Raw genomic sequence first — 13,888 nt, forward strand, 5'->3', positions numbered from 1 at the left:
ATTATCTACCTTTTTTTAGTAACGGAAATCGCATTCTGTATTCTGAACTAATTTTTCCTTTAGAAATATTAGCTAATTTTCCTTTTATTAAACGTTTTTTAAGACTTGATAGTTTATCTGTAAACAAAATTCCTTCAATATGATCATATTCATGCTGAATTACTCTTGCTACTAACCCACCATAAGTCTCTGTATGTTCTACAAAATTCTCATCAAAATAATGAATCTTTATAGTTTCATTACGAAATACGTCCTCTCTTATATCAGGAATACTCAAACATCCTTCGGCAAAAGCCCACTCCTCACCTGTTTCTTCTAAAATAGTCGCATTAATAAACGTTTTTTTAAAGTTCTTTAACTGATCTGCTTCTTCTTTAGATAATTCTTCATCTTCAGAAAAAGGTTCTGCATCAACGATAAACAATCTAACAGGGAGTCCAATTTGAGGAGCTGCTAATCCTACTCCATGTGCATTATACATGGTCTCAAACATATTATCCAGTAACTCTGATAATTTAGGATAATCTTTGGTTATCTCTTTTCCTTTTTTCTTCAATACCGGATCTCCGTATGCTACAATGGGAAGTATCATATTTTATTTCTTATTTCTATTATTTATCGATTATACAAATAATCTTGTAATATAATCGTTGCACTTATCTGGTCTACTAATGCTTTATCTCTTCTTTTCTTTTTTGAAATACCACTAGCTATCATAGTATCAAAAGCAATTTTAGAAGTAAAGCGTTCATCAATCCTTTTTACAGGAATATCTGGAAGTAGTTTATTCAATTTTTCTAAAAAAGGTAAAATTAGTTGTTCACTTTCTGAAGCTTCTCCATGCAGCCTTTTAGGTTCTCCCACTATAAAAAGCTCTACCTCTTCCTTAGACACATAATCCTTTAGCCATGACAACAATTCTCCAGTATCGACAGTAGTCAACCCAGAAGCGATAATTTGCAATTCATCTGTAACTGCAATCCCGCAACGTTTCCCTCCATAATCAATCGCTAAAATCTGTGCCATTCATTTTTTTTGCAAAAGTATAATATTATTACAAAACTGTCCTTATTTATTAATGGTTTCCTAAAATATCTATAATCGATACTTATTTCAAAGGAAGCTATTATCTTTACCAAAATTTTTTATTCGATGAACCAACTAAAAGAAACCATAGAAAAAGCTTGGGAAAACAGAGAGCTTTTAAAAGAATCAAATACGCAAAGCGCAATACGTGAAGTAATTAGCTTGTTAGATTCTGGAAAACTTAGAGTAGCAGAACCTGTAGAAGGTGGCTGGCAAGTAAATGAATGGGTAAAAAAAGGAGTGGTATTATACTTCCCAATCCAAAAAATGGAAACCCTGGAAGCTGGAATTTTTGAATACCATGATAAAATTCCATTAAAAAAAGGATATGAAGCTAAAGGAATTCGTGTAGTTCCTAATGCTGTTGCGCGTCATGGTGCTTACATCTCTCCTGGTACTATTTTAATGCCTAGTTATGTAAATATAGGTGCCTATGTAGATCAAGGAACTATGGTAGATACATGGGCAACCGTAGGTAGTTGTGCCCAAATAGGAAAAAATGTTCACCTTAGTGGTGGTGTTGGGATTGGCGGTGTTCTAGAACCATTACAAGCTGCTCCAGTCATTATAGAAGATAATGCATTTATAGGATCCAGATGTATTGTAGTCGAAGGAGTTCGAGTAGAAAAAGAAGCTGTATTAGGTGCTAATGTAGTATTAACCGCATCTACCAAGATAATTGATGTTACAGGAAACACTCCTGTAGAAAGAAAAGGAGTTGTTCCTGCGGGTTCTGTTGTAATCCCAGGAAGTTATACTAAGAAATTTGCTGCTGGAGAATTTAATGTACCTTGCGCTTTGATTATTGGAAAACGTAAAGAAAGTACTGACAAGAAAACTTCACTTAATGATGCTCTTCGCGAATATGATGTAGCTGTATAGTGTAAAGTATGTAGAAAGAAACTTGAGCTTGTCTTCTCTTTTTAAGACAAGCTCAATTATTTTGATCAATAGTATATGAAGATTTTGGTTATTCAACAAAAAATGATTGGTGATGTGCTCACAAGTACTATTATTTGTGAAGCATTACGAAAAGAGCACCCTAATGCTACTATTGATTTTTTGGTAAACTCTAATACAAAATCTGTCATCACAGAAAATCCGTTTTTTGACCATATTATAGAGTTTAAAAACGAATACCAAAATGATAAAAGAGCTTTTTATACCTTTCTAAAAGAAATACGAAAGTCTAAATACGATCATGTAATCGATGTATATGGAAAATTAGAAAGTAACCTTATCACTCTGTTTTCTGGTGCATCAAAGAGAATATCTTTCTATAAATGGTACACTCAGTTTTTTTACACAAAAACTATTAAAAGAAACCTTGTACCTATTACAAATGCCAGTATTGCAATAGAAAACAGATTACGTTTGGTTTTTCCTGAAAACAGAATCACTTCTGAGATCACAAGGCCAAAAATATTTTTAACTAAAGAAGAAAAAGAAAAGGCTCGTGAGTTTTTAGAATCTAATGGAATTATTACCAAGACACCGTTAATCATGATTAGTGTTTTGGGTAGTGAAATGAGAAAAACACTTCCTTTTGAGTATATGGCTAAAGTTATAGATGCAATTGTTAAGAATGCAGAGGTAAATATTCTTTTCAATTACATTCCAAATCAGGAGAAAGATGCCCGTACAATTTATAACCTTACCATGCCTAAAACACAGAGGCATATCCATTTTGATGTATTTGCCAAAAGTTTACGAGGATTCCTTGCAATCCTCTCTCATTGTGATGCATTAATAGGTAACGAAGGAGGTGCTGTAAATATGGCTAAAGCACTTGATATACCTACTTTTACTATTTTTTCTCCCTGGATTCTTAAAAAGGATTGGAATATGTTTGAGGATGGAGAAAGACAAACATCTGTTCATTTATCAGATTATATGCCAGAGTTATTTTCAAACCAAAGCTATAAAGAACTCAAAAAGAAATCTTTAGAACTTTACCCTCACTTTAAAACAGAATTATTCATTAATCAATTGCATAATTTTTTAAGTAAAAACTTGTAATTTGCATTTTTAAAACCAAATCATCATAGAAAAAGACATTTTACATAGAGAAAAAGTTACAGCTATAATCCCATGCTATAATGAAGAACATAATATCAAGGATGTATTAGAATCAGTTTCATTTGCTGATGAAATTATGGTTGTTGATTCTTATAGCACAGATAAAACGGTCGAAATCGCAAGAGAATATACCGATTTCATTATTCAAAGAAAATTTGATTATCCTTCATTTCAAAAAAATTGGGCTATTCCTCAGGCTACACACCAGTGGATATTATTAGTTGACGCAGATGAGAGAGTAACCCCTGAGCTTAAAAATGAAGTGCTAGAAGTACTAAAAAATCCCGGAAAAGATAATTTTGTAGCATACTGGATAAAACGTATGAATCATTTTATGGGAGAAAGAATACACTATAGTGGATGGCGAAATGATAAAGTTATTCGATTATTTCATAGAGATAAATGTAAATATGACGATAGACATGTACATGAAGAAATTGTTACTCCGGGTAAAATAGGAATATTAAAAAACAAATTTTACCATAATACATACACTACTTTTGACGCTTATATCAATAAACTAAATAGATATGCTTCTTGGCAAGCAGAAGATTATGACAAAAAAACAAAACGATTAACACCATATCACTTTGTAATAAAACCGCTTTGGGCGTTTTTTAAACATTACATTATACAAAGTGGGTTTAGAGATGGTGTTCCCGGTTTAGTTATTGGTTATGTCCAGGGATATGCGGTTTTTATGCGATATGTAAAGCTTTGGTTGTTTCGACGAAATCTAAAATAACATTTAGAGATTTCTATATTTTTTCTTCCAGAAAAAGACTTTTCTTTTTAAGGCTATTTTATCATGATATTTCTTTTGAAATGCTGCGGTAAGGCTCCACATATTTTGATACATCGTTGACTCATCCTCACCGGTTAACTTAGCATATTCATTCGACATAATTGCAACCATTTCCTTTTTGGGAGTTAGTCTCGAGAAATTACGAATCCTAGTTTCCATATCTAAATCTCTAAACTCCATCCTATTTAGATCTACTAAATAAAAATCATACCCAGAACTTGTTTTCACGATCAAAGTGTTCCCTGGAGAATGATCTAAAAATAGAATTCCCTTTTCATGAAGATCATAAGTAAATCTTGTAAAAGCTCTTAAAATGGCTTCATGATCCGGATAATCCGGTTCATGTACCAATTCTCGATAAGTAAGATCATAATTAAGCAATTCACTAACATAATAGCTTTTTCTAAATAAAAAGAACGTAGTGTATAAATCATACGCCAACGGAAATGGGGTTTTTATGCCCAGCTCTAATAACCTATTCGCATAATTATAAGATCTTTCTGCCTTTGATTTTCTAAAAAACCTATATACAACCTGATTTATAAAATTAGGAACCTTGAATGATTTGATAGTATACTTTTTACCTTCAATCTCCACAATTTTTATAACATTGCGCTCTGCATCTCCCAATATATCATGATAGTCATCAAAATGCGCTATTGTTTTCTGCACTTCAGTTTTAACTGATTTATAATCTGGGTGTATGATAAATTTACGTTGCATTCTTTATTCATAAAATAAGTTAGACAAAAGTAACTTTTTGATATAATTCTATACTACTTAGCAGTAATAAAAAATGTAAGACACATTGTAGAAATACTTATTACAGCACTTCATCCTTTTTATAGGGCTTCAATACAAGAACAAATACGTTCTGAAAAATACCTAAGTAAATATCCCCCTTTACTCTATACCAAAAATCACATTAGAGATTTGTATATTTCATTGTATTCTAATGCTGCTGATTTCCAACTAAATTTTTCTAATTGGGTTTTAATTTTCCCTTCCATTTTAAGTCTATTAGAGTCAAAATAAGTGATTTTTGTTAAAAACACATCAGCCATATATTTAGGCTCTAATTCTTCCCAATAAAAGCATGCTTCTCCTCCTATTTCTGGTAAAGAAGTTTTATTATAAAGAAAAATAGGTTTACTAAAGTTTAATGCTTCAACTACTGGTAACCCAAACCCTTCTCTGGAAGAAGGAAATACAAAAGCAAAACAATTATTAAACAGCTTCACTTTTGTTTCTTCAGATACAACACCTTTCAAAAAAACTCTTTCTACAAGGTTATTTTCTTGAATTAAATTTTCTAAATGTAAAACATAATCGCTACTACCTTTTCCTGCAAGAATAAGTTTAAATCTTTCTGGAATGTGATTCATCATTAAGATAAGTTTCTCCAGATTTTTGTACGGTCTCATTTCCGTAATACAAAAAAGATAATCATCTGTATTCTCATCAGGATTAACTAACGAGGTTTCTTTTAAAGAATTACCATTATATATTACTTTTTGTGTTTTTGACGTGGCAACATTAAAATGTTTATTCACTTCATTTTTAGTAAAGTGTGACACGAAAACAAGTACTTGAGCTCTATCTATTTTTTTTTGAATAAAATCCTTAGTTTTCTGATCTACTGTATCCTCATAAATAAAATTGATATCATGGATAGTTAAAATATAAGGGATTTTCTTATTTAAAGGTTCAATTTTACTTAGTTGGTTGGTACAATGAAATATATAATTACGTCCAAAAATACCCAACTGGCGATGTATTGAATAATAGTATTTAACAAAAATATTCTTCTGATTAAATATTGATTTATAATATCTCTTTTTAGGAGTATAAAAAATATAATTTATATCAGTATCAATAGATGAAAACGCTTTAGATAAATGATATGAAAATTGCCCAAAGCCTTTATTTAGATTTTTTAAGTAATGAAAATCTACAAATACTCTTTTATTTTTCACCTTTTTATAAATTTAGAATTCTGTTTATCCAATTATCTACCAGGTACTTTTGATAGATCTCATTTGGTATTTCTTCATATTCATTCTCAAAAAAAGATTTAGGAATTTGAATATTATTTTTATCTATTATCAAGATATTATTTGGATTATAAAAATCGTAAGTAGCAATAGCTGCATTAGTAGTTATTAGTTTTTTGCTATTCCCTAAACTTTCAAAAACTCTAAACGATAGTCCATCCTGTCCTTCTCTATGAATATCTAACAGCACATTAGAATGCGCTACTAACTCATTTACCTCTTTCATGTTTATCCGTTCTGTAACGTACTCTACACCACTTTTGGATTCAATTTTCTTTTTCCCGAAACTGATAATTTTATATGATACACCTAACCCATCTAATTTTAAGGCTATATCATCTATAAATTTAGATCGTTTGCTAAATGTGCTTATATTAAAAACCTCTTGTTCTATCGGCAGGTTATTTTTGTTTTCCTTAAAAATATAATTTGTCGCAAATTTAAAATCATGCTTTTTTGAATCATTAGGTTCAAAAGTATATACCTCATCAAAAAAAGGAGCGACTAGTAATATCTTTGGTATTCTTTCTATATTATCATTAAAAAATGCTGTCAAATTCCCAGTAAATGAGCTTATATTTTTAATAATCTGAGGAAGTAAAAAATTAGCGTTAAGCATTAGGATTTTATCTTGTTTCCCGATTTCGCTCAATCGCTTAAGGATTTCTTTATTTAAGTGATTCTTTTTTATATCGTATTTAAAAAAAGTTTTTCCAATAAAATTAAAAATTCGGTGAAAAACCGTAGGATACTGATACCTAAAAGTATGAAAGTTTATATGATTAACTTCATATCCCTGCTTTTTTAGACTCTTGGCAATTTCATCGTTAATCCCCAAAACATCTAGACTAATCAGTGTTATTTTCATGTTTTAAATAATAATAGAGACAAACTTACTAAAAGTAAAGAATCATATTGCTAAAAAAGTAATTTTTAAAATCAATACATTTGTCAGCATTATATTAAAACCATTATAATGAATTATCTATTTATCATTTTACTTCTTGTATTATTAGGAATTGCATTTCCCAAATTACTCAAACTCATCAAACATAAGTCATTATATCCTTTCATGCCCTACAAATATAATTTTAGAAGAAGGCGTATAACTTTTTCTAAAACACTACAGCTTTTAAATGAACGAAATGCTAAAATACTGGTAGAGACAGGAACTTCGAGAAACGGTCTTAAAGCGACTAAAACTGATGGTGGAGCAACAATCGTTTTTGGTAAATGGGCAAAAGAAAATAATGCAAAATTGCATTCAGTGGATATTAGTAAAGATTCTGTACAAGGGGCTCAAGAAGCAGTACTAGAAGAAAGTTTACAAGATAGTACAACAGTATATCTAGGAGATTCTCTAGACTTCTTAAAAAATTTCAACGAATCTATTGACTTTTTATACCTAGATAGTTATGATTATTCAAAGACCGATATAGATGTTCAAAAGAAAAGTCAAGAGCATCACTTAAAAGAATTTATCCTGGCAGAAGATAAACTACATGATACATCTATCGTTTTAATAGACGATTGCAGGCTTCCCGGAGGCGGTAAAGGAAAAACAGTTGTAGAGTATATGCTAAAAAAAGATTGGGAAATTTTAATTAATGCTTATCAAATTTTATTAGTAAAAAAATAGCTTTTTTATGGGGTCTAAATAAATTTATCAAACCCCAAAATATCTATACTAAATAATGTGACTTTCGTATAGATCGGTATATTTGTACGGTATCAATAATTATACCCTAAAACAAATAATTATTTCTATTCAAAACGCAATAGCAAAAATTATCATTAACTAAAAAAACAATACAGTAATGGATTATGACAATAAACCCGAGGGATACTATAATAATATCAGAAATGAAATGTTTGCCTTTTTTCCAAAAAATGCAAAAACAGTATTAGATGTTGGTTGTGGAGAAGGTACTTTTGCTGCTTTCATTAAAGAAAAACACAATACTGAAACCTGGGGTATTGAATTGATGCCAGAGCATGGAAAAAAAGCCGAAAAGGTGCTCGACAAAGTTTTTATTGGTGAATGTGAAAATTTTATTGAAGAACTACCGGATAATCATTTTGATGTTATTTATTTTAATGATGTATTAGAACATCTTGTAGATCCATATTGGGTACTAGAAAAAATTAAAAGTAAACTATCAAAAAACGGTGTAATTATTAGTTCAATACCTAATATGAGATACCATAGTGCTTTAAAAAACCTAGTACTTAAAAAGAATTGGGAATATGAAGAACACGGTATAATGGACAAAACGCACTTACGATTCTTTACGGGTAAGAGTATTGCAAATATGTATACGAGATTAGGGTATGAAATAGTACTTCACAAAGGCATTAATAAAACAAAATCTATTAAACCATTCTTCTATAATATTCCCTTTTTATTTACAGCAATGGACATGAGATATCTTCAGTATGCTACAGTTGTCAAAAAGTAAGCCCTAGGGCAGAGATGTGTAATCCACATCGCTTAGATAATGATGATATCGTATTAAAATATCACATACTCTGAAATACATAGAAAGTTTTATATACAAATTAAGAAAGGGTTCCAATATTGGAACCCTTTCTTTTTAAATAGATTTCATTTTAGCACAAATCATATTACCAGTTAATTCGATCTCTCCATCGATTACGTTCTACATCACCATACATCTTCTCTGTTATGGTTCCGTTTACATTAATATCCCAATGAGCACCAGCTATTGCTCCTGGAGCAGTCACAGAATTAAGAAGTATCGTTTGATGAGTAGCACAAGGGGATGAAAATACAACAGAACGATTATTAACATCACTTGGATGTGGTGAAACCGGACCGTTATGATTTCTTAAAAAAGAGTTATTACTTAAACTAATTGAAATTTCTCTTCTTTCCCCAGAAAGTCTCCATCTTCTACGCTTAGGGTTATATTCTAACTTTACTCGTAAGAATATTCTATAAGTATCTACCTGGAAAGGCCCTCCCGTATTTAAATGTTCTGCATAAACTTCATGCACATATTTAAAAGCTCGAGGAGAAGTCCCTTGAGTATTACCCGAACCGCAATTCTCTACGTATCTTTGTTTTCTAAATTCATATTGATTATCCACAACAACTCCTTTTGCAGCAACAATTCCTGTCTCATTTCCAGGTATTACTCCTTTAGGATCAACTCGGGTGTAGGATACAGAACCAACTTCTTTAAGGTTTTCTATGTCAGATTTTTGAACTGCAATTCCTTCTTCATCAAGTTCATAAAATTTACCATCCTTAAACCAAATAATTTTACCTCCTAATTCAAATTCATTATCATTATTCAAAATTCCTTGAATTGCAGGTGAAACTTCCAGGTCTCTATCGTAGGAGAAAAAGGAATTCATTTCTAACTCCTCCATACCAAGTTTTGAAAATTTAGAATAAAGATCATTAAATTCATTCCAATCTTTAAAGGAAAACCTATCCGTTTTTGATTCAATAGTTGACTCGATGTTTGTCTCTTCTCCAGTAGAATTGACATCTCCCTTTTCACAAGAAATTATTACTGTCATTATGAGCAGTAAAAAAATGATTTTTTTCATAATATTAAGGTTTTAAGATTATTTTTGCACAAAATTGTTTCTGTCATGCATTCAGAATAGGTATCATGAAACTGGCCAATTTCATAAATAAATGTTATCAGCAATAAGTATGTTACCGGTAAAAACAATAATTAGAATTACTTTAACTTTTCTTACAAAAGAAGATTTAAAATAGTACCTTTTCATAATCATCTATTAATTCAAAACTAATGTCAGATCAAATTATAGAAACCCAAAATGCAGTTAACATATTAAAAAAAGGAGGAATCATCCTCTATCCTACCGATACAATTTGGGGTATTGGCTGTGACGCGACTAATGCAGAAGCTATTGATAAGCTATATGCCTTAAAAAAGCGAGAAGAAAGCAAGTCTATGATCTGCCTGGTTAGTGATTTTAAAATGCTACAGCAATACATAGAAGAAGTTCCAGAAGTAGCCTATGATATTCTAAAATATGCTGCAAAACCTACTACTATTATCTATGACAGACCTCTGCATGTCGCAGAAAATATTATTGCAGATGATAATACATTAGGTATTCGGGTTGTGAGAGACCCTTTTTGCGGAAAACTAATTAAGAAGCTTAAACGACCTATCGTTTCGACCTCTGCTAACATTAGTGGCATGCCTGCTCCAAAAAACTTAAAAGAAATACCTGCCGCAATTTTGGAAGGCGTAGACTATGTCGTAAATTTGCCTCTGCAAAACAAAGGAGCTAAACCTTCGTCGATTATTAAAATCGGAAGCGATAGTACCGTAAAAATTATTAGGAAGTAATTGATTCATGTCAGAAATCAAAAATTATAAAGAAGCTTTACAACATCCAATTTTTGATACAATTGCTAAAGCATCAGCAAATCTAGATCTAGACAGCTATGTTATTGGTGGATTTGTAAGAGACCATATATTGCAAAGAAAAACTGCCAAAGATATTGATATTGTTGCTGTTGGTAGCGGAATAGCATTGGCAAAAGAAGTATCCAAACTTTTACCTGGTAATCCCAAAGTACAGGTTTTTAAAACTTATGGTACTGCAATGCTAAAAGCTGATGATATCGAGGTAGAATTTGTTGGAGCACGAAAAGAATCTTATTCTGAAGATAGCCGCAATCCCATTGTAGAAAATGGAAGTTTGGAAGACGACCAGAATAGGCGGGATTTTACGATCAATACTCTTGCCTTACACCTATCACCAGAAAATTTTGGAGAAATATTAGATCCTTTTAATGGTTTAGAAGATCTTAAATCAAAAATAATTCGTACTCCTCTAGATCCCGATATTACGTATTCTGATGATCCTTTACGAATGATGAGAGCAATTCGTTTTGCTACACAACTTGATTTCAAAATTGAACCCACCTCGTTAAAAGCTATTGCTAAAAATAAAGATCGAATTAAGATCATTACCAAAGAACGTATAGTAGATGAGTTACATAAAATTATTTTAAGTAACAAACCTTCAACAGGCTTTAAATTACTCGAACAAACCGGTCTTTTGGACTATATACTACCAGAGCTTATTGCGCTAAAAGGTATTGATGAAGTCGAAGGACAACGACATAAAGATAATTTTTATCACACCTTAGAGGTTGTAGATAATATTGCCGAAAACACAGATAATCTCTGGTTACGTTGGGCAGCTTTACTTCATGATATCGGTAAAGCACCTACCAAAAAGTTTAGCAAAAAAGTTGGATGGACTTTTCATGGCCATGAATTTGTAGGTTCAAAAATGGTATTCAAACTCTTTAAGCGTCTAAAAATGCCGCTAAATGAAAAAATGAAATTTGTTCAAAAAATGGTATTAATGAGTTCCAGGCCCATAGTGATTGCAACAGAAGTTACAGATTCTGCTGTTCGAAGACTGATCTTTGATGCAGGAGAATATATTGAAGAATTAATGACACTTTGTGAAGCAGATATTACAACCAAAAACCCTAAACGTTTTAAAAAATATCATAATAATTTCAAGATTGTAAGGCAAAAAATGACAGAAGTTGAAGAACGAGATCATGTTCGTAACTTTCAACCACCTGTTACAGGAGAAGAGATTATGGAAACCTTTAATATCAGGCCTTCTCGTGAAATAGGAATTATAAAAGAAGCAATTAAAGAAGCAATTCTTGATGGTGAGATTCCTAATGAGCACGAAGCAGCTTATGAATATATGGTAAAGAAAGGTGAAGAATTGGGGCTAAAGAGTAACTAAGAATCTAAGTTTCAAAGACTATAAATCTATAATCTTTGAAATTTTAATTTAATACTAAATCAATCATGAGTACCTTCAGAAACTTGATAATTTGGCAAAAATCGATGGAATTAGTCACTAATATATATCTCGAAACAAAAACATTTCATAAAGAAGAGTTATATGGTTTAACTTCTCAAATAAGAAGAGCATCAGTTTCAATCCCCAGTAATATTGCAGAAGGTTATGGAAGATTAGGTAAAAATGATTATTTAAGATTTTTAAATATTGCTATCAGTTCACTTTTTGAATTACAGACTCAATTAGAAATAGGAAAGAATCTTTCTTTTATTCAAGAAAACAACTTCAATATTTTGTTTGAAAATACTAGGGAAATTGAGCGTATGTTAGCTAGTTATATCAAAAAAATCAAAGATTCTTAATAAAGATTATATTTTTCTTAGATTCTAAGATTCCCCATGTCTCAGATTCTTTTTAACAAAAAAAAATGAAAAAAGACAATAAAAAAGTAATATACTGGCTGTTTACGGGGTGTTTATTGATTTTTATTATGGTTATTGTTGGTGGAATTACCAGACTTACTCATTCTGGATTATCTATCTCTAATTATAAATTAATTTCGGGTACTATTCCTCCTATGAGTGAAACAGAATGGAATACTGCATTTGATCTATATAAGCAATATCCAGAATATCAAAAGATAAATCACCAATTCACACTTGAAGATTTTAAAGATATTTATTTTTGGGAATGGTTACATCGTGTCATCGGAAGATTTATCGGTGTTGTATTTATAGTACCTTTCGTATATTTTTTAATTAGAAAACAACTTACCACACCCACTATAAAAAAATCCATAGTACTCATGTTACTAGGAGGTTTTCAGGGTTTCCTTGGTTGGTTTATGGTAAAAAGTGGGCTAATTGACAGACCCGATGTAAGTCATTATCGACTTGCAATGCACCTTACTGCAGCATTTATAACCTTTGCATATACATTTTGGGTAGCTCTTGACCTTATATATCCAACCCAAAAAACGGTGAATCTAAAATTCAGAAACCTGATTCGATGGGCCTTGTCTATACTTATACTTCAGATTATCTATGGTGCTTTTGTCGCTGGCTTAGACGCTGGTTTATTACATAACCACTGGCCATTAATGAATGACGGAGCTTTAATTCATGAATCCGTTTATATAGAACAATCTCCTTTTGCTAAAAATTTTGTAGAAGGAAAGAGTGGAGTTCAGTTCATACATCGTTATTTGGCTTATATTGTTGTAGGGCTTATTGCCTTTATATGGTATAGAGGTAAAAGAATTGAAAAAAATAATATTCAATCCAATTCATTAAATATATTAGTAATTATAGTTTGTATTCAGTTTTTACTAGGAGTATTTACATTAATTTTTAGAGTACCTATAGTATTGGGGATATTACATCAGATTGTTGCTTTTTTCTTATTAGGGGCAATGACTTTTTCATTACATCGTTTTAGTAAATAACAATGCATTTATAGTATCTTTGCATTTCCAAATTAATTAATTTAATAATGATATACCGTTTCAGAATTATCCTGGATACAGAAGAAGATGTGTTTAGAGATATTGAAATAGAACAAGATGCTACTTTAGAGCAGTTTCATAATGTGATAACCCAATCTTTTGGTTTTGACGGAACAGAAATGGCTTCTTTTTACATTAGTGATGATCAATGGAGTCAAGGAGAAGAAATATCATTATTTGATATGAGTGATGGTAATCAGCCCGTTAGATTAATGAATGAGACTACTCTTATTGATGTTGCTCATGAGGCCTCTCCCAAACTAATTTATATCTACGACTTCTTGAGTATGTGGACATTTTTGGTAGAACTTGCAGAAATTGCCGAACATGAAAACGGAAGAGAATATCCAAATGTAATGTACATTCATGGTCAAATACCTGACCAAGCACCCGATAAAGAGTTTAAAGCAGACGAATCAGACGACTTCAATGAAGATGAAAATAAAGATTTTATGGATCTTGATGAATATGAAGATCTGGGGTTTGATGAAAATTGGAATTAAAATTTAA

The 13,888-nt window shown here is 31.2% G+C and carries 16 protein-coding genes; 10 read left to right on the forward strand and 6 right to left on the reverse strand.

What is annotated here, in order from left to right:
• Position 1: 1 nt before the first annotated feature.
• Together def and ruvX are read right to left on the reverse strand one after the other, a co-directional pair.
• On the reverse strand, positions 2 to 592 hold the full coding sequence (gene def / locus AAFU52_RS00340; protein ID WP_024771225.1) for a peptide deformylase: 591 nt from the start codon (positions 590 to 592) through the stop codon (positions 2 to 4).
• 23 nt (positions 593 to 615) lie between these two features.
• Positions 616 to 1,026 (reverse strand): Holliday junction resolvase RuvX, encoded by a 411-nt coding sequence (ruvX, locus tag AAFU52_RS00345; RefSeq protein WP_024771226.1) that lies wholly within the window; start codon positions 1,024 to 1,026, stop codon positions 616 to 618.
• A 126-nt stretch (positions 1,027 to 1,152) separates the two neighbouring features.
• Between ruvX and AAFU52_RS00350 the strand changes: the two genes are divergently transcribed.
• The 3 genes from AAFU52_RS00350 to AAFU52_RS00360 all read left to right on the forward strand — a co-directional run bounded on the left by AAFU52_RS00350 (position 1,153) and on the right by AAFU52_RS00360 (position 3,910).
• Positions 1,153 to 1,968, forward strand: a complete 816-nt coding sequence (locus AAFU52_RS00350; RefSeq protein ID WP_438424609.1) for a 2,3,4,5-tetrahydropyridine-2,6-dicarboxylate N-succinyltransferase — start codon at positions 1,153 to 1,155, stop codon at positions 1,966 to 1,968.
• 75 nt (positions 1,969 to 2,043) lie between these two features.
• Positions 2,044 to 3,105, forward strand: coding sequence for a glycosyltransferase family 9 protein (locus AAFU52_RS00355; protein WP_438424611.1), 1,062 nt, complete (start codon positions 2,044 to 2,046; stop codon positions 3,103 to 3,105).
• A gap of 37 nt (positions 3,106 to 3,142) precedes the next feature.
• Entirely contained in the window at positions 3,143 to 3,910 is a 768-nt protein-coding gene (locus AAFU52_RS00360; RefSeq protein ID WP_438426617.1) for a glycosyltransferase family 2 protein, read from the forward strand.
• A gap of 3 nt (positions 3,911 to 3,913) precedes the next feature.
• Here the strand turns inward: AAFU52_RS00360 and AAFU52_RS00365 are convergent, their stop codons facing one another.
• From AAFU52_RS00365 to AAFU52_RS00375, 3 genes are all read right to left on the reverse strand, one after another.
• Positions 3,914 to 4,693, reverse strand: a complete 780-nt coding sequence (locus AAFU52_RS00365) for a lipopolysaccharide kinase InaA family protein (RefSeq protein ID WP_438424612.1) — start codon at positions 4,691 to 4,693, stop codon at positions 3,914 to 3,916.
• Between the two features lie 197 nt (positions 4,694 to 4,890).
• Entirely contained in the window at positions 4,891 to 5,946 is a 1,056-nt protein-coding gene (locus AAFU52_RS00370; protein ID WP_438424614.1) for a glycosyltransferase family 4 protein, read from the reverse strand.
• 4 nt (positions 5,947 to 5,950) lie between these two features.
• Positions 5,951 to 6,892, reverse strand: a complete 942-nt coding sequence (locus tag AAFU52_RS00375; protein ID WP_438424615.1) for a hypothetical protein — start codon at positions 6,890 to 6,892, stop codon at positions 5,951 to 5,953.
• 108 nt (positions 6,893 to 7,000) lie between these two features.
• On the opposite strand from AAFU52_RS00375, the gene AAFU52_RS00380 reads away from it, so the two are divergent.
• Positions 7,001 to 7,663, forward strand: a complete 663-nt coding sequence (locus AAFU52_RS00380) for a class I SAM-dependent methyltransferase (RefSeq protein ID WP_024771233.1) — start codon at positions 7,001 to 7,003, stop codon at positions 7,661 to 7,663.
• Positions 7,664 to 7,841: 178 nt separating this feature from the next.
• The gene (locus AAFU52_RS00385) at positions 7,842 to 8,483 is read left to right on the forward strand and encodes a class I SAM-dependent methyltransferase (RefSeq protein ID WP_024771234.1); all 642 of its coding nucleotides are present in this window, start codon (positions 7,842 to 7,844) and stop codon (positions 8,481 to 8,483) included.
• A 166-nt stretch (positions 8,484 to 8,649) separates the two neighbouring features.
• Here AAFU52_RS00385 and AAFU52_RS00390 read toward each other — a convergent pair whose 3' ends face one another.
• On the reverse strand, positions 8,650 to 9,603 hold the full coding sequence (locus tag AAFU52_RS00390) for a hypothetical protein (RefSeq protein ID WP_438424617.1): 954 nt from the start codon (positions 9,601 to 9,603) through the stop codon (positions 8,650 to 8,652).
• A gap of 209 nt (positions 9,604 to 9,812) precedes the next feature.
• Here AAFU52_RS00390 and AAFU52_RS00395 point away from each other — a divergent pair, with 209 nt between their 5' ends.
• The 5 genes from AAFU52_RS00395 (at position 9,813) to AAFU52_RS00415 (ending at position 13,881) form a co-directional block, all read left to right on the forward strand.
• The gene (locus AAFU52_RS00395; RefSeq protein WP_024771236.1) at positions 9,813 to 10,382 is read left to right on the forward strand and encodes an L-threonylcarbamoyladenylate synthase; all 570 of its coding nucleotides are present in this window, start codon (positions 9,813 to 9,815) and stop codon (positions 10,380 to 10,382) included.
• Positions 10,383 to 10,389: 7 nt separating this feature from the next.
• Entirely contained in the window at positions 10,390 to 11,814 is a 1,425-nt protein-coding gene (locus tag AAFU52_RS00400) for a CCA tRNA nucleotidyltransferase (RefSeq protein ID WP_438424621.1), read from the forward strand.
• Positions 11,815 to 11,879: 65 nt separating this feature from the next.
• Complete coding sequence (locus AAFU52_RS00405) at positions 11,880 to 12,236, forward strand: four helix bundle protein (protein ID WP_438424623.1); 357 nt, start codon at positions 11,880 to 11,882, stop codon at positions 12,234 to 12,236.
• Positions 12,237 to 12,301: 65 nt separating this feature from the next.
• Positions 12,302 to 13,318, forward strand: coding sequence for a COX15/CtaA family protein (locus AAFU52_RS00410; RefSeq protein WP_438424625.1), 1,017 nt, complete (start codon positions 12,302 to 12,304; stop codon positions 13,316 to 13,318).
• A 47-nt stretch (positions 13,319 to 13,365) separates the two neighbouring features.
• Positions 13,366 to 13,881 carry an IS1096 element passenger TnpR family protein gene (locus AAFU52_RS00415; protein ID WP_438424627.1) on the forward strand — a complete coding sequence of 172 codons (516 nt, stop codon included), beginning with the start codon at positions 13,366 to 13,368 and terminating at the stop codon, positions 13,879 to 13,881.
• The last annotated feature ends 7 nt before the right edge of the window (positions 13,882 to 13,888 follow it).

This window comes from Aquimarina macrocephali (genome assembly GCF_051627225.1).
Taxonomy (GTDB): domain Bacteria; phylum Bacteroidota; class Bacteroidia; order Flavobacteriales; family Flavobacteriaceae; genus Aquimarina; species Aquimarina macrocephali.